This is a genomic window from Streptomyces sp. NPDC031466, from assembly GCF_055581265.1.
The window spans coordinates 473104-495294 of record NZ_JBVIJT010000007.1; the positions used below are offsets into that span (position 1 = coordinate 473104).

Annotated in this window: 24 protein-coding genes; 20 read left to right on the forward strand and 4 right to left on the reverse strand. The window is 72.6% G+C overall.

Annotated features, from left to right (window positions below; all coding sequences use genetic code 11):
- Window positions 1-117 precede the first annotated feature (117 nt).
- The gene (gene hemW / locus ACZ5GP_RS20015; protein ID WP_468752099.1) at window positions 118-1350 is read left to right on the forward strand and encodes a radical SAM family heme chaperone HemW; all 1233 of its coding nucleotides are present in this window, start codon (window positions 118-120) and stop codon (window positions 1348-1350) included.
- 71 nt (window positions 1351-1421) lie between these two features.
- Here hemW and ACZ5GP_RS20020 read toward each other — a convergent pair whose 3' ends face one another.
- Window positions 1422-2300 (reverse strand): DUF3097 domain-containing protein, encoded by an 879-nt coding sequence (locus ACZ5GP_RS20020; protein ID WP_468752100.1) that lies wholly within the window; start codon window positions 2298-2300, stop codon window positions 1422-1424.
- A 35-nt stretch (window positions 2301-2335) separates the two neighbouring features.
- Window positions 2336-3079, reverse strand: coding sequence for an MBL fold metallo-hydrolase (locus tag ACZ5GP_RS20025; protein ID WP_468752101.1), 744 nt, complete (start codon window positions 3077-3079; stop codon window positions 2336-2338).
- Window positions 3080-3269: 190 nt separating this feature from the next.
- Between ACZ5GP_RS20025 and hrcA the strand changes: the two genes are divergently transcribed.
- From hrcA to ACZ5GP_RS20100, 15 genes are all read left to right on the forward strand, one after another.
- Window positions 3270-4286: a heat-inducible transcriptional repressor HrcA gene (hrcA, locus tag ACZ5GP_RS20030; RefSeq protein WP_468752102.1), complete on the forward strand. Its 1017-nt coding sequence runs from the start codon at window positions 3270-3272 to the stop codon at window positions 4284-4286.
- Window positions 4287-5423, forward strand: coding sequence for a molecular chaperone DnaJ (dnaJ, locus tag ACZ5GP_RS20035; RefSeq protein ID WP_468752103.1), 1137 nt, complete (start codon window positions 4287-4289; stop codon window positions 5421-5423).
- 278 nt (window positions 5424-5701) lie between these two features.
- Window positions 5702-6784, forward strand: coding sequence for a nitronate monooxygenase (locus tag ACZ5GP_RS20040; protein ID WP_468752104.1), 1083 nt, complete (start codon window positions 5702-5704; stop codon window positions 6782-6784).
- Window positions 6781-7521: a 16S rRNA (uracil(1498)-N(3))-methyltransferase gene (locus ACZ5GP_RS20045; RefSeq protein ID WP_468752105.1), complete on the forward strand. Its 741-nt coding sequence runs from the start codon at window positions 6781-6783 to the stop codon at window positions 7519-7521. The genes ACZ5GP_RS20040 and ACZ5GP_RS20045 overlap by 4 nt, the downstream gene beginning before the upstream one ends.
- 115 nt (window positions 7522-7636) lie before the next feature.
- A complete protein-coding gene (locus ACZ5GP_RS20050) occupies window positions 7637-8188 on the forward strand; it encodes a hypothetical protein (RefSeq protein ID WP_468752106.1) in 552 nt (183 codons plus the stop codon).
- Window positions 8189-8457: 269 nt separating this feature from the next.
- A complete protein-coding gene (locus ACZ5GP_RS20055; protein ID WP_468752107.1) occupies window positions 8458-8811 on the forward strand; it encodes a histidine triad nucleotide-binding protein in 354 nt (117 codons plus the stop codon).
- Between the two features lie 15 nt (window positions 8812-8826).
- The gene (locus ACZ5GP_RS20060; protein ID WP_468752108.1) at window positions 8827-9732 is read left to right on the forward strand and encodes a ribonuclease Z; all 906 of its coding nucleotides are present in this window, start codon (window positions 8827-8829) and stop codon (window positions 9730-9732) included.
- 42 nt (window positions 9733-9774) lie between these two features.
- Complete coding sequence (locus tag ACZ5GP_RS20065) at window positions 9775-10776, forward strand: adenosine deaminase (protein WP_468752109.1); 1002 nt, start codon at window positions 9775-9777, stop codon at window positions 10774-10776.
- A 305-nt stretch (window positions 10777-11081) separates the two neighbouring features.
- On the forward strand, window positions 11082-11315 hold the full coding sequence (locus ACZ5GP_RS20070; protein ID WP_468752110.1) for a hypothetical protein: 234 nt from the start codon (window positions 11082-11084) through the stop codon (window positions 11313-11315).
- Between the two features lie 11 nt (window positions 11316-11326).
- Entirely contained in the window at window positions 11327-12631 is a 1305-nt protein-coding gene (locus ACZ5GP_RS20075) for a glucarate dehydratase family protein (protein WP_468752111.1), read from the forward strand.
- A gap of 64 nt (window positions 12632-12695) precedes the next feature.
- The gene (locus ACZ5GP_RS20080) at window positions 12696-13799 is read left to right on the forward strand and encodes a carbohydrate kinase family protein (protein WP_468752112.1); all 1104 of its coding nucleotides are present in this window, start codon (window positions 12696-12698) and stop codon (window positions 13797-13799) included.
- 183 nt (window positions 13800-13982) lie between these two features.
- The gene (locus ACZ5GP_RS20085; protein WP_468752113.1) at window positions 13983-14999 is read left to right on the forward strand and encodes a PhoH family protein; all 1017 of its coding nucleotides are present in this window, start codon (window positions 13983-13985) and stop codon (window positions 14997-14999) included.
- A gap of 12 nt (window positions 15000-15011) precedes the next feature.
- The gene (ybeY, locus tag ACZ5GP_RS20090; protein WP_468752114.1) at window positions 15012-15509 is read left to right on the forward strand and encodes an rRNA maturation RNase YbeY; all 498 of its coding nucleotides are present in this window, start codon (window positions 15012-15014) and stop codon (window positions 15507-15509) included.
- Between the two features lie 4 nt (window positions 15510-15513).
- Entirely contained in the window at window positions 15514-16818 is a 1305-nt protein-coding gene (locus ACZ5GP_RS20095) for a hemolysin family protein (RefSeq protein WP_468752115.1), read from the forward strand.
- On the forward strand, window positions 16815-17171 hold the full coding sequence (locus ACZ5GP_RS20100; protein WP_468752116.1) for an MmcQ/YjbR family DNA-binding protein: 357 nt from the start codon (window positions 16815-16817) through the stop codon (window positions 17169-17171). Before ACZ5GP_RS20095 ends, ACZ5GP_RS20100 begins: the two co-directional genes overlap by 4 nt.
- Window positions 17172-17375: 204 nt before the next feature.
- Here the strand turns inward: ACZ5GP_RS20100 and ACZ5GP_RS20105 are convergent, their stop codons facing one another.
- Entirely contained in the window at window positions 17376-17507 is a 132-nt protein-coding gene (locus tag ACZ5GP_RS20105; RefSeq protein ID WP_468752117.1) for a hypothetical protein, read from the reverse strand.
- A 443-nt stretch (window positions 17508-17950) separates the two neighbouring features.
- Here ACZ5GP_RS20105 and ACZ5GP_RS20110 point away from each other — a divergent pair, with 443 nt between their 5' ends.
- Window positions 17951-18865, forward strand: a complete 915-nt coding sequence (locus ACZ5GP_RS20110; RefSeq protein WP_468752118.1) for a helix-turn-helix domain-containing protein — start codon at window positions 17951-17953, stop codon at window positions 18863-18865.
- Between the two features lie 116 nt (window positions 18866-18981).
- Window positions 18982-19215, forward strand: a complete 234-nt coding sequence (locus ACZ5GP_RS20115; RefSeq protein ID WP_468752119.1) for a DUF397 domain-containing protein — start codon at window positions 18982-18984, stop codon at window positions 19213-19215.
- 23 nt (window positions 19216-19238) lie between these two features.
- Here ACZ5GP_RS20115 and ACZ5GP_RS20120 read toward each other — a convergent pair whose 3' ends face one another.
- Window positions 19239-20669: an MFS transporter gene (locus tag ACZ5GP_RS20120; RefSeq protein ID WP_468752120.1), complete on the reverse strand. Its 1431-nt coding sequence runs from the start codon at window positions 20667-20669 to the stop codon at window positions 19239-19241.
- A gap of 202 nt (window positions 20670-20871) precedes the next feature.
- On the opposite strand from ACZ5GP_RS20120, the gene ACZ5GP_RS20125 reads away from it, so the two are divergent.
- On the forward strand, window positions 20872-21699 hold the full coding sequence (locus ACZ5GP_RS20125) for a helix-turn-helix transcriptional regulator (RefSeq protein ID WP_468752166.1): 828 nt from the start codon (window positions 20872-20874) through the stop codon (window positions 21697-21699).
- A gap of 47 nt (window positions 21700-21746) precedes the next feature.
- On the forward strand, window positions 21747-22103 hold the full coding sequence (locus tag ACZ5GP_RS20130) for a cytidine deaminase (RefSeq protein ID WP_468752121.1): 357 nt from the start codon (window positions 21747-21749) through the stop codon (window positions 22101-22103).
- Window positions 22104-22191 lie beyond the last annotated feature (88 nt).

Here is a 22191-nt window from a genome sequence, read left to right on the forward strand (position 1 = left end):
GCCGGTGAGGCGGGCCGAGTGGACGGGCCGGGCGGACGGAGCAGGCGGACGGGCCGGCGAGGCGGGCCGGTGAGAAGGGCCGCCGGGTGCGCTCCGGCGGTGCGGGACAATCGACGTATGCCTTCCGCACTGCCCGATGGTGAGCCCATGCCCGAGGACGGGGCGCTGCCCGCGTCCGCCCTGGACGGCGCGGCCTCCCGCCCTCTCGGCTTCTACCTGCACGTTCCGTACTGCGCCACGCGCTGCGGCTACTGCGACTTCAACACCTACACCGCGACCGAGCTGCGCGGCTCCGGTGGTGTGCTCGCCTCGCGCGACAACTACGCCGACACCCTGACCGACGAGGTGCGCCTCGCGCGGAAGGTCCTCGGCGACGATCCCCGCCCGGTGCGCACCGTCTTCGTCGGCGGCGGTACGCCGACGCTGCTCGCCGCGCGTGACCTCGTACGGATGCTCGCCGCCGTACGGGACGAGTTCGGGCTCGCGGACGACGCGGAGATCACCACCGAGGCGAACCCGGAGTCGGTCGACGCGGCCTACCTGGCGGAGCTGCGGGAGGGCGGCTTCAACCGGGTCTCGTTCGGCATGCAGAGCGCGCGGCAGCACGTGCTGAAGGTGCTCGACCGCACGCATACGCCCGGGCGGCCCGAGGCGTGCGTCGCCGAGGCGCGGGCGGCCGGCTTCGAGCACGTCAACCTCGACCTGATCTACGGCACGCCGGGGGAGAGCGACGACGACTGGCGGGCCACGCTGGACGCGGCGCTGGGCGCCGGACCCGACCACATCAGCGCCTACGCCCTGATCGTGGAGGAGGGCACGCAGCTGGCCCGGCGCATCCGGCGCGGGGAGGTGCCGATGACGGACGACGACGTCCACGCCGACCGGTACCTGATCGCCGACGAGGCGCTGAGCGGCGCCGGCTTCGTGTGGTACGAGGTGTCCAACTGGGCCACCTCCGAGGCGGGGCGGTGCCTGCACAACGAGCTGTACTGGCGGGGCGCCGACTGGTGGGGGGCCGGGCCCGGGGCGCACAGCCACGCCGGGGGCGTGCGGTGGTGGAACGTGAAGCACCCGGGTGCGTACGCCGCCGCGCTCGCCGCGGGCAGGTCGCCCGGGGCGGGGCGGGAGGTGCTCTCCGCCGAGGACCGGCGGGTCGAGCGGATCCTCCTGGAGCTGCGGCTGCGCGAGGGCTGCCCGCTCTCGCTGCTGCGGGAGGCCGGTCTGGCGGCATCGCGCAAGGCGCTGGCCGAGGGCCTGCTGGAGGCCCGCCCCTACGCGGACGGGCGGGCCGTCCTCACGCTCCGGGGCCGGCTGCTGGCGGACGCGGTGGTGCGGGACCTGGTCGACTGAGGGGACCGGCCCGGCGGCGGGCCCGCGCTCGGGGCAGCGTGACGCACCGGGCGGCGTGCCGAAGTCGATGCTCAGGGCAGCGTGACGAAGTCGATCAGTTCCTCCACCCGGCCGAGGAGCGCCGGCTCCAGGTCCTTGTAGCTGCGCACCGAGCCGAGGATCCGCTGCCAGGCCGCTCCCGTGTTCGGCGGCCACCCCAGCGCCTCGCACACGCCCGTCTTCCAGTCCCGCCCCCGCGGCACCCGCGGCCACGCCTCGATGCCCACCGAGGCCGGTTTCACCGCCTCCCACACGTCGATGTAGGGGTGGCCCACCACCAGCGCGTGCTCGCCGGTCACCCGCGCCGCGATGCGGGACTCCTTGGAACCGGGGACGAGGTGGTCCACCAGGACGCCCAGCCGCGCGTCGGGGCCGGGGGAGAAACCGGCGACGATCGCGGGGAGGTCGTCGATGCCCTCCAGGTATTCCACGACGACGCCCTCCACGCGCAGGTCGTCGCCCCAGACCCGCTCGACCAGTTCCGCGTCGTGCCGGCCCTCGACGTAGATGCGCCCGGCGCGGGCGACCCTGGCCCGCGCCCCGGGGACGGCCACCGAGCCGGACGCGGTGCGCGCGGGGCGTACGGGAGCGGCGGCCGCACCCGAGGCGGGGCGGACCAGCGTGACCGTCCTGCCCTCCAGGAGGAAGCCCCGCGGCTCCATCGGGAAGACGCGGTGCTTGCCGAAGCGGTCCTCCAGCGTCACCGTCGGCCCCTGCGCCGTCTTCTCGCAGCGGATCACCGCCCCGCAGAACCCGGTGCCCACCTCCTCGACCACGAGGCCGGCGTCCGCCGCCACCTCGGGAACGGCCTTCGGCTTCTTCCAGGGGGGCGTCAGATCGGGTGAGTACAGGCGGCGCTGCGGGCCCGTGGGGCCCTCGGCGGGGTGACGGCGGGAGACGGGTGGGCGCATTTTCCCGACGATAGGAAGAGAGCGCGGGCGGACCGCTACGACACGCCGAATCGCGCCGCCAGTGTGGCGCGCTGCGCACGGACAAAAGCGGCATCCACCACCGCGCCGTGCCCCGGCACGTAGCGCGCGTCCTCGCCGCCCAGCGCGAGCAGCCGGTCGAGCGCCGCCGGCCACCGCCCCGGCACCGCGTCCGGTCCCGCCTGCGGTTCGCCCGACTCCTCGACGAGGTCGCCGCAGAAAACGATCTCCCGCCCGCCGTCCGTCGCGGGCACCAGGACCGCCAGGTCGTGCCCCGAGTGCCCGGGCCCGACGTCGGCGAGCAGGACCTGACGCCCGCCGCCGAGGTCCAGCGTCCACTCGCCGCACACCAGGTGGTGCGGACGGACCAGGAGGTCGGCGGCCTCCGCCGCGGCCTCGGGGTCCACGCCGTGCCGCACCGCGTCCGCGCGCAGCTCGTCGCGGCCCTCGGCGAGGACCGTCTCGATGCCGACCGCGCCGTACACCTCCACCCCCGCGAACGCCGCCGCCCCGAGGACGTGGTCGAAATGGGGGTGCGTCAACGCGAGATGCGTCACGCGCCGCCCGCCGCCGAGGAGCTCCCGCGCCCGCGTCCGCAGCGCCGCGCCCTCCGCCAGGCTCGACCCGGCCTCGATCATCAGGGCCGCGTCGTCACCGACGACGAGCCCCGCCGTGCAGTCCCACACGGGCAGGCGGCACCGCCCCACACCAGGTGCGAGCCGCTCCCAGCCCGCCGCTTCCCATGCCGGCTCCACATCCATACGGTGACGCTAGCCGTTGCGCGGCCCCTCGGCAGCCTCCGGCGAACCCTCGGCGGACCGACCTGGGGTCCGGCCTTGCCGGGCCCGTACCCCACGGCCGTACACTGAGCCTTTGACAAGCTGGCACTCACCCGCGTTGAGTGCCAGAGCGGGGGAACACCGCGACGGATGACGGCTGGAGGTGTGCGCGATGCTCAGTGAACGCAGGCTCGAAGTGCTGCGCGCCATCGTCCACGACTATGTCGGGACGGAGGAGCCCGTCGGCTCCAAGGCGCTCACCGAGCGGCACAGTCTCGGCGTCTCCCCGGCCACGGTGCGCAACGACATGGCGGCGCTGGAGGAGGAAGGGTTCATCGCCCAGCCCCACACCAGCGCGGGGCGCATCCCGACCGACAAGGGCTACCGGCTCTTCGTCGACAAGCTCGCCGGCGTCAAGCCGATGACCGCCCCCGAGCGCCGCGCCATCCAGAACTTCCTCGACGGCGCCGTCGACCTCGACGACGTCGTGGGGCGCACGGTGCGGCTGCTCGCGCAGCTGACCCGGCAGGTCGCCGTGGTGCAGTACCCCTCGCTGACGCGCTCGACGGTGCGTCACGTGGAGCTGCTCTCGCTCGCGCCCGCGCGCCTGATGCTCGTACTGATCACCGACACCGGCCGGGTCGAGCAGCGCATGATCGACTGCCCGGCGCCCTTCGGGGAGACGTCGGTGGCCGATCTGCGGGCCCGGCTCAACAGCCGGATCGCGGGGCGCCGCTTCGCGGACGTGCCGCAGCTGGTGCAGGACCTGCCCGAGGCATTCGAGACCGAGGACCGCGGCACGGTCGCGACGGTCCTCTCCACCCTCCTCGAAACGCTGGTCGAGGAGACCGAGGAACGGCTGATGATCGGCGGAACCGCCAATCTCACCCGTTTCGGACACGACTTCCCCCTCACGATCCGGCCGGTGCTCGAAGCCCTTGAGGAGCAGGTCGTGCTCCTCAAGCTGCTCGGCGAGGCCACGGATTCGGGCATGACCGTACGGATCGGTCATGAGAACGCCCATGAGGGCCTCAGCTCCACCTCCGTGGTCTCGGTCGGCTACGGTTCGGGCAGCGAGGCAGTCGCGAAACTAGGCGTGGTCGGACCGACCCGCATGGACTATCCGGGAACGATGGGAGCAGTACGCGCAGTGGCACGTTACGTCGGACAGATCCTGGCGGAGTCGTAAGTGGCCACGGACTACTACGCCGTACTCGGCGTGCGCCGCGACGCTTCCCAGGACGAGATCAAGAAGGCCTTCCGGAGGCTGGCGCGTGAGCTTCACCCGGATGTGAATCCGGACCCGAAGACTCAGGAGCGCTTCAAGGAGATCAACGCCGCCTACGAGGTGTTGTCGGACCCGCAGAAGAAGCAGGTCTACGACCTCGGCGGCGACCCGCTGTCCCAGGCGGGCGGCGGGGGCGCGGGCGGCTTCGGCGCCGGTGGCTTCGGCAACTTCTCCGACATCATGGACGCGTTCTTCGGGACGGCGTCGCAGCGCGGACCGCGCTCGCGCACGCGCCGTGGCCAGGACGCCATGATCCGGCTGGAGATCGACCTGAACGAGGCCGCCTTCGGCACCACCAAGGACATCCAGGTCGACACGGCGGTCGTCTGTACGAGCTGCAGCGGTGAGGGCGCAGCGCCGGGCACGTCCGCCCAGACCTGTGACATGTGCCGCGGTCGCGGCGAGGTGTCGCAGGTCACGCGGTCCTTCCTCGGGCAGGTCATGACCTCGCGCCCGTGTCCGCAGTGCCAGGGCTTCGGCACCGTCGTGCCGACGCCCTGCCCGGAGTGCGCCGGTGACGGCCGCATCCGGTCGCGGCGGACGCTGACCGTCAAGATCCCCGCCGGTGTCGACAACGGCACGCGGATCCAGCTCGCGGGCGAGGGCGAGGTCGGCCCCGGCGGCGGCCCCGCCGGCGACCTCTACGTCGAGATCCACGAGCTGCCGCACGCCGTCTTCCAGCGGCGCGGCGACGACCTGCACTGCACGGTCACCATCCCGATGACCGCGGCGGCCCTCGGCACGAAGGTGCCGCTGGAGACGCTGGACGGCGTGGAGGAGATCGACATCCGGCCGGGCACGCAGTCCGGCCAGTCGGTGCCGCTGCACGGGCGCGGCGTCACGCATCTGCGGGGCGGCGGGCGCGGTGACCTCATCGTGCACGTCGAGGTCCTCACGCCGACGAAGCTCGACGCCGAGCAGGAGCGGGTGCTGCGGGAACTCTCCCAGCTGCGCGGTGAGGAGCGGCCCACCGGGCAGTTCCAGCCGGGGCAGCAGGGGCTCTTCTCCCGGTTGAAGGACGCGTTCAACGGGCGGTAGCGCCTGGAGCTGGTGCACTGTGCCCCCGGGTGGTCGTTCCGTGCCCGGGGGCGCCTTGTTATCCCGCGCGGGTCGGCTTTTGGTTGCTCGCGCCGTTCCCCGCGCCCCTTACGGGGTTGCTCGCGCCGTTCCCCGCGCCCCTTGCGGGGCTTTCTGTGCGGGGCCGTTGGGATGCTCGCGCCCTGCGGCGGAGCCGCGCGTGTCACGGGCTCGCGCCCCTTGCGGGGGGCTGTGGGGTGGCGTTCGGTGGGGTGAGTGGGGCATGGCACGATGCGTGTATGTCCTCCGTGCTGACCGAGCTCTGCCGCCATCCGATCGTGCAGGCCCCCATGGCGGGCGGTGCGTCCTGTCCGCGGCTGGCCGCGGCCGTCTCCGAGGCCGGGGGCCTGGGATTCCTCGCCGCCGGGTACAAGACCGCCGACGGGATGTATGAGGAGATCAAGCAGGTCCGGGGGCTGACCTCGCGGCCCTTCGGCGTCAATCTCTTCATGCCGCAGCCCGACACCGCCGACGCCGCCGCGGTCGACGTCTACCGCAGCCAGCTCGCCGGCGAGGCCACCTGGTACGACACGCAGCTCGGCGACCCCGACAGCGGGCGCGACGACGGCTACGACGCCAAGCTCGCCATCCTCCTCGACGACCCCGTGCCGCTCGTCTCCTTCACCTTCGGCTGCCCCACCCGCGACGTCCTGGACTCCTTCGCGCGCGTCGGCACCCTCACCGTCGTCACCGTCACCACGCCCGAGGAGGCGCAGGCCGCCCAGTGGGCCGGCGCCGACGCGGTGTGCGTCCAGGGCGTCGAGGCGGGCGGCCACCAGGGCACCCACCGCGACAACCCCGAGGCCGACGGCGCCGGGATCGGGCTGCTCTCCCTCGTCACGCAGGTCCGCGAGACCGTGCAGATCCCCCTCGTCGCGACCGGCGGCCTGATGCGCGGCGCGCAGATCGCCGCGGTGCTCGCGGCGGGCGCCGACGCGGCGCAGCTCGGCACGGCGTTCCTGGTCACCCCGGAGTCGGGCGCCAACATGCTGCACAAGCAGGCCATGACCAACCCGCTCTTCCTGCGGACCGAGCTGACCCGGGCGTTCTCCGGGCGGCCCGCCCGCGGCCTCGTCAACCGCTTCATGCGCGAGCACGGCCCGTACGCGCCCGCCGCCTACCCCGAGGTGCACCACCTGACCAGCGGCCTGCGCAAGGCCGCCGCGAAGGCCGGGGACGCGCAGGGCATGGCGCTGTGGGCCGGGCAGGGCCACCGGCTCGCCCGGGAGCTGCCCGCCGGACAGCTCGTGGAGGTCCTCGCGGCCGAGCTGGCCGAGGCGAGGGACGCGGCGGCCGGCGAGGACCGGGACGGCACGGCGTGACCGCCCCCGTCTTCGTCGTCGAGCACTTCGACGCGCGCGCCGACGGACACTACGTGCTCGAAGGACCCGAGGGGCGGCACGCGGTCTCCGTGAAGCGGCTGCGCGCCGGGGAGGACGTCGTGCTGACCGACGGCGCGGGCCGCTGGGCGCACTGCGTGGTCCTGGACACCGAGGGCAAGGACCGGCTCGTCGTACGGATGGACCCGGTCGCCGAGGAGCCCGAGGAGTCGCCCCGCATCACCGTCGTCCAGGCGCTGCCCAAGGGTGACCGCGGTGAACTGGCCGTCGAGACCATGACGGAGACCGGCGTCGACGCCGTCGTGCCGTGGGCCGCCTCGCGCTGCATCACGCAGTGGAAGGGCGAGCGCGGCCTCAAGGCGCTGGCCAAGTGGCGGGCCACCGCCCGCGAGGCGGGCAAGCAGTCGCGCCGGGCCCGCTTCCCCGAGGTGGCCGACGCCGCCTCCACCAAGCAGGTCGCCGCCCTCCTCGCGGACGCCGACTTCGCGGCCGTCCTGCACGAGGAGGGCAGCGAGCCGCTGGCCACCGCCGAACTCCCGGCGAGCGGCCGGATCGTGCTCGTCGTCGGGCCCGAAGGGGGCGTCTCCCCCGAGGAGTTGGCGGCCTTCGCCGAGGCCGGCGCGAAGCCGTACCGTCTCGGCCGCAGCGTGCTGCGCACCTCGACCGCGGGAACGGCGGCGACGGCGCTGCTCCTGGGCCGCACCGGCCGCTGGTCCTGACGGGCCCGCCCCTCGCCGGGCCGCCGGCACATGGCCGCATGCGGTCTACCGCACCGCCGCCCGAAGTGGCACTCTGCCGCCCATGGGGGCATTGAGGCGGTTACGGCAACGGAACGTGTGGAAACGGCGTACCCCGATCCTGTACGCCGTCGGGCTCGCGGGCGCCGCCGCGCTCGGCGTCACGGCGTGCGACCCCGTGGCCGGCGGCCTGAACACCTCGGCGGTCTCGCTCACCGTCGACCAGCTGGGCACGAAGCAGCTGGAGCGCCGGCATCTCGACGTGGCGTGGCTGAGCTGCACCGCCCGCTACCGGGACCGGGTGACCCCCAAGAGCGGCGCCCCGACGCCCGAGGCCGTGGTCGAGGTGGACTGCCGGGGCGAGTCCGACGACGGCAAGGACATCACCGTCGAGGGCACCGTGCGCGCCGTCGTCAACGGCAGATGCGTACGGGGGGACCTCACCGCGAAGGTCGACGGCAAGCAGTGGTTCCGCGTCGACGTCCTCGGCAACTGCGGGGCCGGCACAGGCGCGTCCTCCCCGCCGCCCGGCTCGCAGCCGCCGCCCTCCCACGACGAGCCGGAGCCCGGCCCCACCACCACCGTCACGGTGACCGTCACCCCGCACCCGCGGCCGACCCCCACCTGCGACTGCGCCCCGGGAAAGTGACCCGGGTGACCCGGCCGGCCCCCGGACGGTGGTGACCACCCCCGAGGACCACGCGCCGGGCCGCGACCCGCGGTTGGCCGAGACGGTACGGGGCGCGCTCGCCGCGCCGCAGGAGAACCCGGCCGAGGCGGCGCCGGACCTCCCCGGGACGCCGTGGGCCCGCCCGCGCCTGCCCGGGAGGGGCACGACCCCTGGCGCCGCGCCCCCTCGCGACACGGAGGGATAGCATTCCGTGCGTACCGATCACTGCTGACGAGGAGGCCGGACCCATGGCGGGTGAAGCGCGAAGCGACTGCCTGTTCTGCAAGATCGCCGCGGGGGAGGTGCCGGCGAGCGTGGTGCGCGAGACCGAGACGACCGTCGCCTTCCGCGACATCAACCCGCAGGCGCCGACGCACGTCCTGGTCATCCCCAAGGCGCACCACCCCGACGCCGCGTCGCTGGCCGCCGCCGAGCCGCAGATCGCCGCGGACGTGCTGCGGGAGGCCGAGGCGATCGCCGCGGCGGAGGGCCTGGACAGCTACCGCACCGTCTTCAACACCGGTACGGGCGCCGGGCAGACGGTCTTCCACGCGCACGCCCACATCATGGGCGGCCGCGGCCTCCAGTGGCCCCCCGGATAGCGGGGCCGGCTCCTCTTGTCGTCACGTGAACTGGTGGTGCTCGGCACCGCCAGCCAGGTCCCGACCCGGCACCGCAACCACAACGGCTACGTCCTGCTCTGGGACGGCCAGGGCATTCTCTTCGACCCCGGCGAGGGCACGCAGCGGCAGTTGCTGCGCGCCGGGGTCGCCGCCCATGACCTGCACCGGATCTGCGTGACGCACTTCCACGGCGACCACTCCCTCGGTCTCGCGGGAGTGATCCAGCGCATCAACCTCGACCGGGTACCGCACCCCGTCACCGCCCACTACCCGGCCTCCGGGCAGCGCTTCTTCGACCGGCTGCGGTACGCGACCGCCTACCGCGAGACCGTCTCGCTCACCGAGGCCCCGGTCGCCGCCGACGGGCCGCTGGCCACCGGCCCCTCGTACACCCTCGACGCGGTGCGGCTCTCCCATCCCGTCGAGTCGTACGGCTACCGCCTCGTCGAGCCGGACGGGCGCCGCATGCTGCCGCGCCTGCTCGCCGAGCGCGGCATCCAGGGGCCCGACGTCGGGCGGCTCCAGAGGCAGGGCAGCCTCGGCGGTGTCACGCTGGAGGAGGTCAGCGAGGTGCGGCGCGGGCAGCGCTTCGCCTTCGTGATGGACACCCGGCTCTGCGACGGCGTCCACACGCTCGCCGAGGGCTGCGACATGCTGGTCATCGAGTCGACGTTCCTGGACGAGGACGTACGACTCGCCACCGACCACGGCCACCTGACCGCGGGTCAGGCCGCCCGGGTGGCCGTCGACGCGGGCGTGCGCCATCTCGTGCTGACCCATTTCAGCCAGCGCTACCCCGACCCGGACGTCTACGCACAACAGGCCCGCGCCGCCGGTTTCGACGGCGAACTCACCATCGCCCGCGACCTGTCCCGCGTCCCCCTGCCCAAACGCACCTGAGCCCACCCCCCCCCACAGCACAGAACTGAGCGAGACCGCACCATGCCGATCCCCAAGGCCGAACTCCACCTCCACATCGAAGGCACCCTCGAACCCGAGCTGGCCTTCGAACTCGCCGCGCGCAACGACGTCGAGCTGCCCTACGCCGACACCGAGGAACTGCGCAAGGCCTACCTCTTCGACGACCTCCAGTCCTTCCTCGACCTCTACTACGGCCTGATGGCCGTGCTGCGCACCGAGGCCGACTTCGAGCAGCTCGCGGACGCCTACCTCACCCGCGCCGCCGCCCAGGGCGTACGCCACGCGGAGATCTTCTTCGACCCGCAGGCCCACATGAAGCGCGGCGTGCCCATCGCCACCGTCATCGAGGGCCTGAGCCGCGCGCTGGAGCGCAGCGAGGAGCGGCACGGGGTCTCCACGCGGCTCATCATGTGCTTCCTGCGCGACGAGTCCGCCGAGTCCGCGAGGGAGACGCTGGAGGCGGCCAGGCCCCACCTCGGCCGGATCATCGGCGTCGGCCTCGACTCGGCCGAGGTCGGCCACCCGCCGGTCAAGTTCAAGGAGGTGTACGAGGCCGCCGCCGCCCTCGGCCTGCGGCTCGTCGCCCACGCCGGCGAGGAGGGTCCGCCCGCGTACATCACCGAGGCCCTGGACGTGCTGCGCGTCGAGCGCGTCGACCACGGGCTGCGCTGCATGGAGGACCCGGAGCTGGTCGAGCGCCTGGTCCGCGAGCGCGTGCCGCTCACGCTCTGCCCGCTCTCCAACGTCCGGCTGCGCGCCATCGACATGCTGGAGGAGCACCCGCTGGCGCGGATGCTGGACGCCGGGCTGATGTGCACGGTCAACTCCGACGACCCGGCCTACTTCGGCGGATACGTCGACGACACCTTCCACGCCGTGCGCGAGGCCCTCGGCATCGACCAGGAGCGGCTGCGCACCCTGGCGCGGAACTCCTTCGAGGCGGCCTTCCTGGACCGCGACGCGGCGGACGAGGCCCTGCGGGCGCGCTACCTCGCCGAGGTCGAGGCCTACTCGTTCGACTGACCGCGAACCCCGGGCCCGCCCGGGATCGGCGTACATGTGGTTCCGCCTCGCGGGGGAGAGGGGACGGCCCCGCGGGGCGATGTGGGCGTGCGCCCCCGCGACGAGCATGGCTCGCATGCCGACAGCGAAGGTATGGCCCGGTGTGCCCCGCTGGGCCCGGCGCGCCGCCGTGGGTGCCGCATGGACCAATGTGCCCTCGGCGCTCTGCCGGTCGGCCATCGCCGTGGGCGTCCCCGTGGGGCTCGCGCCCTCGGTGGCTGTCGGGGCTGCGCGGACGCCGTGTCCCGGTCGGTCCGGCGACCGGGGTGGCGGCGCTCGGCGCGCTGGCCACGACCGTCTTCGGCGCGCTGTTCGTCCACACCTCGCTCCACGCGGACATGGCCGCCGGTACCTGGGGCATCTGGCTGCTCGACATCGTCTACGCGCCGCTGCTCCTCTGGGGCCCCCTGCTGGGCACGGTCACCGTGCACTACTACCGGCGCCGGACGGCCGCCTCCCCGGGCACCGCACCATTGACGGCCAACCGTTCGCATACCTAGTCTCCGTTCTCATGTATGGACAGAGCCTGGTCATCACGGACGTCCGCCTCACGCCGGTCCTCGTCGCCGATCCGCCGCTGCTCAACACCCAGGGCGTCCATCAGCCCTACACCCCCCGCCTCGTCGTCGAGGTGGTCACGGCGGGCGGGGTGACCGGGGTCGGGGAGACGTACGGCGACGCGAAGTATCTGGAGATCGCCCGGCCGCTCGCCGCGCGGCTGGTCGGCACGGACGTCTCGGACGTGAACCGGCTGTTCACACTCGCGGACGACACGGCCGTGGACGCCGCACGGGTCGTGGACGCGGTGGACGTCGGCGGCCTGCGCGGCGTGCAGAGCGCCGACAAGCTGCGCCTGTCCGTCGTCTCCGGCTTCGAGGTGGCCTGCCTGGACGCGCTCGGCAAGGCGCTCGGGCTGCCGGTGCACGCCCTGCTCGGCGGCAAGGTGCGGGACGCCGTGGAGTACAGCGCGTACCTGTTCTACAAGTGGGCCGAGCATCCCCCGGGCCGCGCGAGCGAGCCCGACGACGGCTGGGGCGCCGCCCTCGACCCGGCCGGCATCGTCGCCCAGGCCCGCCTCTTCGCCGAGCGCCACGGCTTCAGCTCCTTCAAGCTCAAGGGCGGCGTCTTCCCGCCGGACGAGGAGATCGCCGCGATCCGCGCCCTCGCCGAGGCCTTCCCGGGCAGGCCGCTGCGCCTGGACCCCAACGGCGCCTGGTCGGTGGAGACTTCGCTGCGGGTCGCCGCCGAACTCGCCGACGTACTCGAATACCTGGAGGACCCCGCGCTCGGCACCCCCGCCATGGCCCGGGTCGCGGCGGGCACCTCGGTGCCGCTCGCCACGAACATGTGCGTGACGACCTTCGAGGAGATACCGGAGGCCTTCACCGAGGACGCCGTGCAGGTGGTGCTCTGCGACCACCACTACTGGGGCGGTCTACGGCGCACCCGCGAACTGGCCGCGGTCTGCCGGACGTTCGGGGTCGCCGTCTCCATGCACTCCAACACGCACCTGGGCATCAGCCTCGCCGCGATGACGCACGTGGCGGCGACCGTGCCCGACCTGCATCACGCCTGCGACTCGCACTACCCCTGGCAGGCCGAGGACGTGCTGAGCGAGCGACTGCCGTTCGTGGCCGGCCGGATCGTCGTCACCGACAGCCCCGGACTCGGCGTCGAACTCGACCGGGACAAGCTCGCCGCCCTGCACGCGCGCTGGCTGGACGAGGACTTCCGCGTCCTGCGGGAGCGGGACGACGCCGCCGCGATGCGGGTCGCGGACCCCGCCTGGACGACCCCTTCCGTGCCGCGCTGGTAGCGCCGGGCGACGCGACGATCAAAGAACCCGGGACCTTACGCGCCTCGTCCGTTACGTTGCCTGCATGGTCGTATCCATAGAGCCCACCGTCGACCCGCTGAAGGCGTCCCGCAGAGCCGGCGATCCGGCCTGCGACGTCTACCTCACCGGCACGGTCTTCCTCGACATCATCTTCACCGGCCTCGACTCCGCGCCGGTGCGCGGCACCGAGTCCTGGGCGCGCGGCATGGGGTCGAGCCCCGGCGGCGTCGCCAACATGGCGACCGCGCTCGCCCGGCTCGGTCTGCACACCTCCCTGGCCGCCGCCTTCGGCGACGACCACTACGGGGAGTACTGCTGGGACGCGCTCGAAGGGGGCGAGGGCATCGACCTCACCTCGTCGCGAACCATCGCCGGCTGGCACACCCCGGTGACCGTCTCCATGGCGTACGAGGGCGAGCGGACCATGGTCAGCCACGGCCACGAGCCGCCGCCGGACGCCGACGCCCCGGACGGCGGCGCCCCCTCCTGCCCGCCCCGGGCGAGGGCCGCCGTCGCCTCGCTGACCCCCGGCACCCCCGCCCCCTGGATCGCCCGCGCCGCCCGCACCGGCACCCGCATCTTCGCCGACGTCGGCTGGGACGACACCGGGCGCTGGGACCTCGCCGCCCTCCCCGACCTGCGGCACTGCGAGGCGTTCCTGCCGAACGCGGAAGAGGCGATGCGGTACACGCGCACCTCGTGCCCCCGGGCCGCCGCACGGGCGCTGACCGAGCACGTGCCGCTGGCCGTGGTGACCCTCGGCGCGGAGGGCGCCTACGCGGTGGACCGGCGGACCGGGGAGACGGCGGAGGTGCCCGCGATCGAGGTGGAGGCGCTGGACCCCACGGGGGCGGGTGACGTCTTCGTGGCGGGCTTCGTCACCGGGACCCTCGCCGGCTGGCCGCTGGCCGACCGGCTGGCCTTCGCGGGCCTCACGGCGGCGCTCTCCGTGCAGGAGTTCGGCGGGTCCCTGTCCGCGCCCGGCTGGGCGGAGGTCGGCGCCTGGTGGCGGCGGGTGAGCGAGTTCGACGAGCAGGACCCGGTGGCGCTGCGCCGCTACAGCTTCCTGGAAGCCCTGCTCCCGGCCCAGAGCCGCCCCTGGCCCCTACGCCGAGCGGTCCCGACGATCGGCTTCAAGCCCGCATAAAGGGGAAGGCGGTTTCGGCAAGGACGAGACCCGGGGCAAACGGGTGGGTGGGAAACATCCGTCGTGCAGCGGCGGCACGAAAACTCCTACGGCACAGCGCCGGCGCCGTCGTACCCTGGAAGCGCAAGGCCACGCGGCCCCCGCCCCGCACGAGGAGGATGAGCAGGCCTTCAGAGCCGGCCCATGACGCAGACACCCATCACTCCCACCGCAGGCCAGGACGAGGCGCGAGCCCACTTCACGGTCCCGGCGAAGCATCCCATGGTGACCGTCCTCGGTTCCGGCGACGCTCTCCTGCGGGTGATCGAGAAGGCCTTCCCGGCGGCCGACATCCATGTCCGGGGCAATGAGATCAGCGCCGTGGGCACGGCCCGCGAAGTCGCCCTCATCCAGCGCTTGTTCGACCAGATGATGCTGGTGCTCCGCACCGGTCAGCCGATGACGGAGGACGCAGTGGAACGCTCGATCGCCATGCTGAGGGCGGACGAGAACGGCAGCGGCGACCAGGAGACCCCCGCCGAGGTCCTCACGCAGAACATCCTCTCCTCCCGCGGCCGCACCATCCGCCCCAAGACGCTGAACCAGAAGCGGTACGTCGACGCGATCGACAAGCACACCATCGTCTTCGGCATCGGCCCCGCCGGCACGGGCAAGACCTACCTCGCCATGGCCAAGGCCGTGCAGGCATTGCAGTCCAAGCAGGTCAACCGCATCATCCTGACCCGCCCCGCGGTCGAGGCCGGCGAGCGCCTGGGCTTCCTGCCCGGCACCCTGTACGAGAAGATCGACCCGTACCTGCGCCCGCTCTACGACGCGCTGCACGACATGCTCGACCCCGACTCGATCCCGCGCCTGATGGCGGCGGGCACGATCGAGGTGGCCCCCCTCGCCTACATGAGGGGCCGCACGCTCAATGACGCCTTCATCATCCTCGACGAGGCGCAGAACACCAGCGCCGAACAGATGAAGATGTTCCTGACCCGGCTCGGCTTCGACTCGAAGATCGTCATCACCGGTGACGTCACCCAGGTCGACCTGCCCGGCGGCACCAAGAGCGGTCTGCGCGAGGTCCAGCAGATCCTGGAGGGCGTGGAGGACATCCACTTCTCCCGGCTCACGTCCCACGATGTCGTCCGGCACAAGCTGGTCGGCCGTATCGTCGACGCGTACGAGCAGCACGACAGCCGCGACGGGAAGTAGACCAGCACCACCATGTCGATCGACGTCAACAACGAATCCGGAACCGAGGTCGACGAGCAGGCGATCCTCGACATCGCCCGCTACGCCCTCGCGCGGATGCGCATCCACCCGCTCTCCGAGCTGTCGGTGATCGTCGTGGACACCGACGCCATGGAGCAGCTGCACATCCAGTGGATGGACCTGCCGGGGCCCACGGACGTCATGTCCTTCCCCATGGACGAGCTGCGGCCGCCCATGAAGGACGACGACGAGCCCCCGCAGGGCCTCCTCGGCGACATCGTGCTCTGCCCCGAGGTCGCCGTGCGGCAGGGCAAGGACGCGCCCACGCAGCACTCCATGGACGAGGAGCTCCAGCTCCTGACCGTCCACGGCGTGCTGCACCTGCTCGGGTACGACCACGAGGAGGCCGACGAGAAGGCCGAGATGTTCGGCCTCCAGGCCGCCATCGTCGACGGCTGGCGTGCCGAGAAGGGCCTCACCGGCCCCTCCCCGGCGCCCACCGTCTCGTAGCGCCATGAGCTTCCAGCTGATCGCCGGGGCCGTCGCCCTGGTCGTCGTGGCATGGCTCGCGGCCTGCGCCGAGGCGGGCATCGCCCGCGTCTCCAGCTTCCGCGCCGACGAGGCGGTGCGCTCCGGGCGCCGCGGCAGCGCGAAACTCGCGCAGGTCGCCGCCGACCCCACCCGCTACCTCAACGTGGCGCTGCTCGTGCGGGTGGCGTGCGAGATGGCCGCCTCCGCCCTCGTGACGTACGCCTGCCTCCAGGAGTTCACCGCGACCTGGGAGGCCCTGGCGGTCGCCATCGGGGTGATGGTCCTCGTCAGCTATGTGGCCGTCGGCGTCTCGCCGCGCACCATCGGCCGCCAGCACCCGATGAACACCGCGACCGCGGCGGCGTACGTCCTGCTGCCGCTGGCCCGGATCATGGGCCCGATCCCGCCCCTGCTCATCCTCATCGGCAACGCCCTGACCCCCGGCAAGGGCTTCCGGCGCGGCCCGTTCGCCTCCGAGGCCGAGCTGCGCGCGATGGTCGATCTCGCCGAGAAGGAGTCCCTGATCGAGGACGAGGAGCGCCGCATGGTGCACTCGGTCTTCGAGCTGGGCGACACCCTGGTGCGCGAGGTGATGGTGCCCCGCACCGACCTGGTCGCCATCGAGCGCTTCAAGACGATCCGCCAGGCCCTCACCCTCGCGCTGCGCTCCGGTTTCTCGCGCATACCCGTGACGGGGGAGAGCGAGGACGACATCGTCGGCATGGTGTATCTGAAGGACCTGGCCCGCAAGACGCACATCAACCGCGACAGCGAGTCCGAGCTGGTGTCGACCGCGATGCGCCCGGCGACCTTCGTGCCGGACACGAAGAACGCGGGCGATCTGCTGCGCGAGATGCAGCAGGAGCGCAATCACGTGGCCGTGGTCATCGACGAGTACGGCGGCACGGCCGGCATCGTGACCATCGAGGACATCCTGGAGGAGATCGTCGGTGAGATCACCGACGAGTACGACCGCGAGCTGCCGCCCGTGGAGGAGCTGGCCGACGGCTGCTACCGGGTCACGGCCCGCCTCGACATCGGCGACCTCGGGGAGCTGTTCGGCCTCGACGCGTTCGACGACGAGGACGTGGAGACGGTCGGCGGGCTGCTCGCCAAGCAGCTGGGCCGCGTGCCGATCGCCGGCGCGTCGGCGGTCGTGCCGCTGCCGGACGGCCGGGAGCTGACCCTCACCGCGGAGTCGGCGGCCGGCCGCCGCAACAAGATCGTCACGGTGCTCGTGGAGCCGGTCGCGCCCGCGGGCGCGACCGAGGAGGAGGAAGCCGGATGACGCCCGAGGAGCTGCGCTCGTTCTGCCTCTCCTTCAACGACGCGGTGGAGGACTTCCCGTTCACGCCGGAGACCTCGGTCTTCAAGGTGGCGGGGAAGATGTTCGCGCTCTCGGCCCTCGCCGGGAGCCCGCTGACCGTCAATCTCAAGTGCGATCCGGACATGGCGGCGCAGCTGCGGGCCGCGCACCCCGAGATCGTGCCCGGCTGGCACATGAACAAGCGCCACTGGAACACCGTCACGGTCGACGGCGGCCTCCCGGACCGGCAGCTCAGGGAGCTGATCGAGGACTCGTACGACCTGGTGGTCGCGGGCCTGCCCCGGGCGGAACGGCTGCGTCTCGACCGCCTCTGAGTGACCCCTGGTACGCGGGCGCACCCGGCAGAGTGTCCCGACTGCCCCTCGCCATCGGCGTGGAGGGGCGGCAGAATGGGGTGCGAGGCGGATCCGAAACGCTCCCACTCCGGGCCGCCCGGCAAAAGGAACTCGGAGTGGAAACGTCCGTGCGATGGCGTCCGCCATATCTGGCCCCGGCCCCCAGGTCGGGGCCAGTTCCGTTTACACGTGGGGCAGGACCCACTTGTCGACGATCTCCTGGATCACGACGACGAGGCTGATCCAGGGAGCCGACAGCGCGGCCCAGTCGGTCCACGTGCGGATGGTGCGGCGCCCGTCCGGCTTCTCGGCCATCGGGCTGTTCTCCTTCCTGGTCCCACGGGAGTCGTGGATACCGCGGCGAACCACGAACGGGTGGCGCCAGGAAGAGGGAATCAGCGGGTGGTGACACTCGAAGGAGTGAGCCGAGGGCGGGTTGCTGCTGCTGTGCCAACCTCCTTGCCCTGTCCGACAGTTGGACGTGCATGTGCGTCGGACCAGCGTAGCCTGTGGGTGCGCACCTGGGTAGAGTGCTGTAGGACAGGTCGCCGAAGTAAGCATCTACTTCGGAGCCTCCGATGCGCAGCTCCCAAAGTGCGATATAGCTGACCGGACCAGCCGGGACCCCGCTGTTGCCAGTTGCACGCACTCGGGTTCTCCTGGTGGTGCCGTGAACTGTCGCCCGGGAAGGTCTCGATGAGTAAGCTGCTAGTCTGCTATGTTGCACCTCGCACCGTCCAGTTGGGGGTGGAGCCATCATGAGCGTGCCGAATGCGGCACTCCAGCGGCTGCGGCTGCGCACCGAGCTCCGCAGGGCGCGGACCGCCGCGCGCCTCACGCAGCGCCAGGTCGCGACCAAGATGGAGTGGAGTCCCTCCAAGCTGATCCGGATCGAGGCCGGCGAGGTCGGCGTCTCGGTCAACGACCTGCGCCCGCTCCTGGAGGCGTACGGGATCAGGGACCGGCGCAAGATCGACGAACTCCTCGACCTGGCCCGCGGCAGCCGCCGCATGCCCTACAGCGAGTACCGCGACCTGTACAGCAAGGAGTTCCTGGAGTTCCTCGCCCTGGAGTCCTCGGCGTCGATCATCAGGCACTACGGCGCGCTGCTGATGCCCGGTCCGCTGCAGACCGAGGAGTACGCCCGCGCGATCATGCTCTCCTACAACAAGCACATCCCCGAGGAGCGCCTGGAGCGGGGCGTCGAAGTCCGCCTGGCCCGCCAGGAGTTGCTCACCTCGGGCGGTCGTGAGCTGTTCTACATCCTCGACGAGGCGGTCGTCCGCCGCCACGTGGGCGGACGCGGTGTGATGCGCGCCCAGCTGGAGCGGCTCGCCGAACTGTCGGCCAAACCCGGTATCACCATCCAGATCCTGCCGTTCAGCATCGGCGCCCACGCCGGGATCCAGGGGCCCTTCAGCCTCTTCGAGTTCGACGCCGAGGAGATGCCGGACACGCTCTATCTGGAGAACCCGCGCGGCGACACCTACACCACCAACGCCGCGGAGGAGACCGGGCGTTACCTGGAGCGGTTCTGGGAGCTGGAGGACCTCGCCATCAAGGACGACGTCGGCACGCTGCTGCGGGCCCTGGCCGAGCGGACCGAGGAAGGGCGGGACGATCTGGAGACGCTGGTGGACAGCGCCCCCGTGGGCGCCGTGGCGCAGGAGTAACTCGCCCCGGACCGCGCAACCTTGGCGAGAACAGGGCCGTTCATATTCGTATGACGCCCCGTTATTCTGGAAGAGGTGCTGCGTGTCGCCTTCCGCACCCGGGGTGGAGGAGAAGCGTGGGCAGCTCATGGACGTGGCGCAAGAGCAGCGCCAGCGACGGCCCGGACACCAGCTGCGTGGAGACCGCCTGGACCGGTGAGACGGTCCTCGTGCGCGATTCCAAGCAGCGCCGCGGCCCTGTGCTCACCTTCCGCCCCGAGGCCTGGACCGCCTTCCTCGTCCTGGTGTCGGGGCCGGCTCCCGCCGTCGTGCCCCGCCGCCCGCCGCACACAGCGACGGCCCGCCGTTGAGCGGCGGGCCGTCGTCGCCACCGTCAGGCGCGGGCGGTGGTGCGGCGCAGGCCCGCGAAGACCACTGCCGCCGCCGCGAGCACCGCCACCGCGTCGATGAGCAGGACCGTCCGGGCGCCCGTGAGCAGGTCCGGCGTGGTCGTCGCGAGGACGCCGAGCAGCGGGATGCCGATCGTGATGCCCACCTGCTGCGTCGAGGTGACCAGGCCCGTCGCCAGACCCTGCTCCTCGTCGGGGACCCCCGAGGTGACCGTCACGCCGTACGCGACGATGGCGCCCAGGTGGAACATGCTCGCCACCGACACCGCCGCCGTGGCCAGGTACACCGACCAGCGGGCCTCGCCGACGCCGACCAGTGCCGCCACGAACACGCCCTGGCCCAGCAGCCCCCCGACCAGCGTGCGGTGCGCCCCGAAGCGGCCGATGACCTTCGGCGCGTACACCCCGGCCACCACCGACAGGGCGCCCTGCACACCGAAGACCACGCCCGTCTCGAAGGCCGACAGGCGCAGCACCTCCTGGAGGTAGAGGGAGAGCACGAAGACCACCGTCGTCATCATCGAGAAGGTGACCAGGCCGGCCACGTTGCCCCACGCCACCGTGCGGCGCCGCAGCATGGGCAGGGAGACCAGCGGCGCCGCTGCCCGTGACTCGACGTAGCCGAACGCCGCGAACAGCAGGACGCCCGCCACCAGCGTGACGATCACGTCGGTGCCGCCGAAGCCGCGTTCGGCGGCCGTGGACAGGGCGTAGATCAGGGCGAGGAGTCCGCCGGTGACCGTGGCGGCCCCGGGCAGGTCGAGGCGCGGGCGGTCCGGGGTGCGGGACTCTTGCAGCAGCAGGGGTGCCAGCGGCAGCACGATCAGCGCGAAGAGGGTCAGCAGGCCCATCGTGGAGCGCCAGCCGAGGGTGTCGGTCAGTACGCCGCCGAGCACCATGCCGACCGTGAAGCCGAGCGAGAGCAGCGTGCCGGAGATGCCGAGCGCCCGGTCGCGCTGCGGGCCCTCGGGGAAGGTCGTGGTCAGCAGGGACATGCCGGTGGGCACGATGGCCGCCGCGCCCACGCCCTGCAGCGCCCGCCCGGCCAGGAACGACGCCGGGTCCCACGCGAACGTGGCGAGCAGCGAGGCCAGGCCGAACAGCGCGAGCCCGGCGAGGAAGAGCCTGCGCCGCCCGAACAGGTCGCCCATCCTGCCGAAGAGGAGGAGGAAGCCGCCCGAGGGCAGCGCGAAGGCGGTGACCGCCCACTGGAGCGCGGAGTGGCTCATGCCCAGATCGGCGCCGAGCACCGGCAGCGCCACGTTCAGCACGGAGAAGTCCAGCGAGACCATGAACTGCGCGGCGCACAGGACGAACAGGACGAGCCGGTCACGGGAGGAGAGCGCGGGGCCGTGGGGGTGCGGCGCCGGCGGTGCGGCTTGGGGAGAGGGAGCGGGTGAGGTGTCGATCGCCATGGCCATGAGCCTGCGGCAGCCGGAACAACGCTGGGGAGCGGGAACTTATGCTGGTGGTCGGAACACCAGTCAGGGCTTGGGGGAGCGCCACATGTCGTCAGCGTCGGTCGCGGACACCTCGGACATCTCGGATACCTCGGAGACACGGTACGCCGCGGAAAGCTCCAAGGCGCGCAGGCTGGGGGAGCTGCGGGAGTTCCTGATGAGCCGCCGCGCGCGGATCACCCCGGAGGAGGCGGGCCTGCCGGGCGGTGGCGGACGGCGGCGCACGCCGGGGCTGCGCCGCGAGGAGGTCGCCGTGCTCGCCGGCGTCGGGGCGTCCTGGTACCAGTGGTTGGAGCAGGGCCGGGACATCTCCGTGTCCCCGCAGGTCCTGGACGCCGTGGCGCGTGTCCTCAGGCTCAGCGGCGCCGAGCGGCGCCATCTGTACGTGCTGGCCGGACTCAATCCGCCGCCGCCCGAGGTCGCGCGGGACGACATGAACATGTGCGCCGGGCTGCGCCGGATCATCGACACCTGGATGCCCTACCCCGCGCACATCATGGACGCGTACTGGAACTGCGTCATGTACAACGACGCGGCCGCCTCCGTGCTCGGCATGCGCTCGGAGACCTCCGAGAACTGCCTGCTCACCTTCTTCGCCGACCCCATCTACCGCGCTCGCGCGAGCAGTTGGGAGCGCAACGCGCCGCAGGTGGTGGCGATGTACCGGGCCGCGTGCTCGGACCAGCCCGGGGACGACGGCTTCGCCGCGGTGATCGCCGAGGCGAAGGCGGTGAGCCCCGAGTTCGCCGAGCTGTGGGAGCGGCGGGACATCATGCCCGGCGGGCAGGTCGCCAAGGAGATCGAGCATCCGGTCGCGGGCACGCTGTTCCTGGAGTCGACGCAGCTGAAGGTGCCCGCGAGGCCCGACCTCACCATCGTGCTGCACACACCGCTGCCCCACGCCGAGACCGACACGGCGGGCAAGCTGGCGTGGCTGGCCTCGGCCGAGGGACGCCGCGAGACGATCCGCTCGGTGGCGGGCTGATCCACCCGGGGCCCGGGGACCGGTCCGCGCCTCCTTATGCTCGTGCCATGACGCAGAGCACCGACCTCGGTCCCGAGGACCGCAAGATCGTCACCCTCGCCCGTTCGGCCCGGGCCCGCAACGGTGTGCCCGAGGGCGCGGCCGTGCGGGACGAGACGGGACGTACGTACGTGGCGGGGACCGTCGCGCTCGACTCGCTCCGGCTGTCCGCGCTGCGGACGGCCGTGGCGATGGCGGTCGCCTCGGGCGCCGAGTCCCTGGAGGCCGCGGCGGTCGTCTCCGGTGCGCAGGAGCTGCCCGCGGAGGACCTCGCCGCGGTGCGGGACCTCGGCGGGGCCGGTGTGCCGGTGTTCCTGGCGGGGCCCGACGGCGAGGTCAGGGCCCGGGTGGCCGCGGGCGAGTAGAGCCGGTCCCGACGACGGGGGACGAACGCCGCGAAGCCGGTGATTTCCCGGCCCCGGCCCGCGGCGGGGGCCGCACGGTACGGCGGCG

Excerpts from the sequence above, each read along its gene's own strand:
- ACZ5GP_RS20040 (WP_468752104.1), top strand. The coding sequence starts at position 5,702 with ATGTCCTCCGTGCTGACCGAGCTCTGCCGCCATCCGATCGTGCAGGCC.
- hemW (WP_468752099.1), top strand. The coding sequence starts at position 118 with ATGCCTTCCGCACTGCCCGATGGTGAGCCCATGCCCGAGGACGGGGCG.
- ACZ5GP_RS20125 (WP_468752166.1), top strand. The coding sequence starts at position 20,872 with ATGAGCCGCCGCGCGCGGATCACCCCGGAGGAGGCGGGCCTGCCGGGC.
- hrcA (WP_468752102.1), top strand. The coding sequence starts at position 3,270 with ATGCTCAGTGAACGCAGGCTCGAAGTGCTGCGCGCCATCGTCCACGAC.
- ACZ5GP_RS20085 (WP_468752113.1), top strand. The coding sequence starts at position 13,983 with ATGACGCAGACACCCATCACTCCCACCGCAGGCCAGGACGAGGCGCGA.
- ACZ5GP_RS20095 (WP_468752115.1), top strand. The coding sequence starts at position 15,514 with ATGAGCTTCCAGCTGATCGCCGGGGCCGTCGCCCTGGTCGTCGTGGCA.
- ACZ5GP_RS20025 (WP_468752101.1), bottom strand. The coding sequence starts at position 3,079 with ATGGATGTGGAGCCGGCATGGGAAGCGGCGGGCTGGGAGCGGCTCGCA.
- ACZ5GP_RS20065 (WP_468752109.1), top strand. The coding sequence starts at position 9,775 with ATGCCGATCCCCAAGGCCGAACTCCACCTCCACATCGAAGGCACCCTC.
- ACZ5GP_RS20100 (WP_468752116.1), top strand. The coding sequence starts at position 16,815 with ATGACGCCCGAGGAGCTGCGCTCGTTCTGCCTCTCCTTCAACGACGCG.
- ybeY (WP_468752114.1), top strand. The coding sequence starts at position 15,012 with ATGTCGATCGACGTCAACAACGAATCCGGAACCGAGGTCGACGAGCAG.
- ACZ5GP_RS20110 (WP_468752118.1), top strand. The coding sequence starts at position 17,951 with ATGAGCGTGCCGAATGCGGCACTCCAGCGGCTGCGGCTGCGCACCGAG.
- ACZ5GP_RS20020 (WP_468752100.1), bottom strand. The coding sequence starts at position 2,300 with ATGCGCCCACCCGTCTCCCGCCGTCACCCCGCCGAGGGCCCCACGGGC.
- ACZ5GP_RS20080 (WP_468752112.1), top strand. The coding sequence starts at position 12,696 with ATGGTCGTATCCATAGAGCCCACCGTCGACCCGCTGAAGGCGTCCCGC.
- ACZ5GP_RS20120 (WP_468752120.1), bottom strand. The coding sequence starts at position 20,669 with ATGGCGATCGACACCTCACCCGCTCCCTCTCCCCAAGCCGCACCGCCG.
- ACZ5GP_RS20130 (WP_468752121.1), top strand. The coding sequence starts at position 21,747 with ATGACGCAGAGCACCGACCTCGGTCCCGAGGACCGCAAGATCGTCACC.
- ACZ5GP_RS20055 (WP_468752107.1), top strand. The coding sequence starts at position 8,458 with ATGGCGGGTGAAGCGCGAAGCGACTGCCTGTTCTGCAAGATCGCCGCG.
- ACZ5GP_RS20105 (WP_468752117.1), bottom strand. The coding sequence starts at position 17,507 with ATGGCCGAGAAGCCGGACGGGCGCCGCACCATCCGCACGTGGACCGAC.
- ACZ5GP_RS20075 (WP_468752111.1), top strand. The coding sequence starts at position 11,327 with ATGTATGGACAGAGCCTGGTCATCACGGACGTCCGCCTCACGCCGGTC.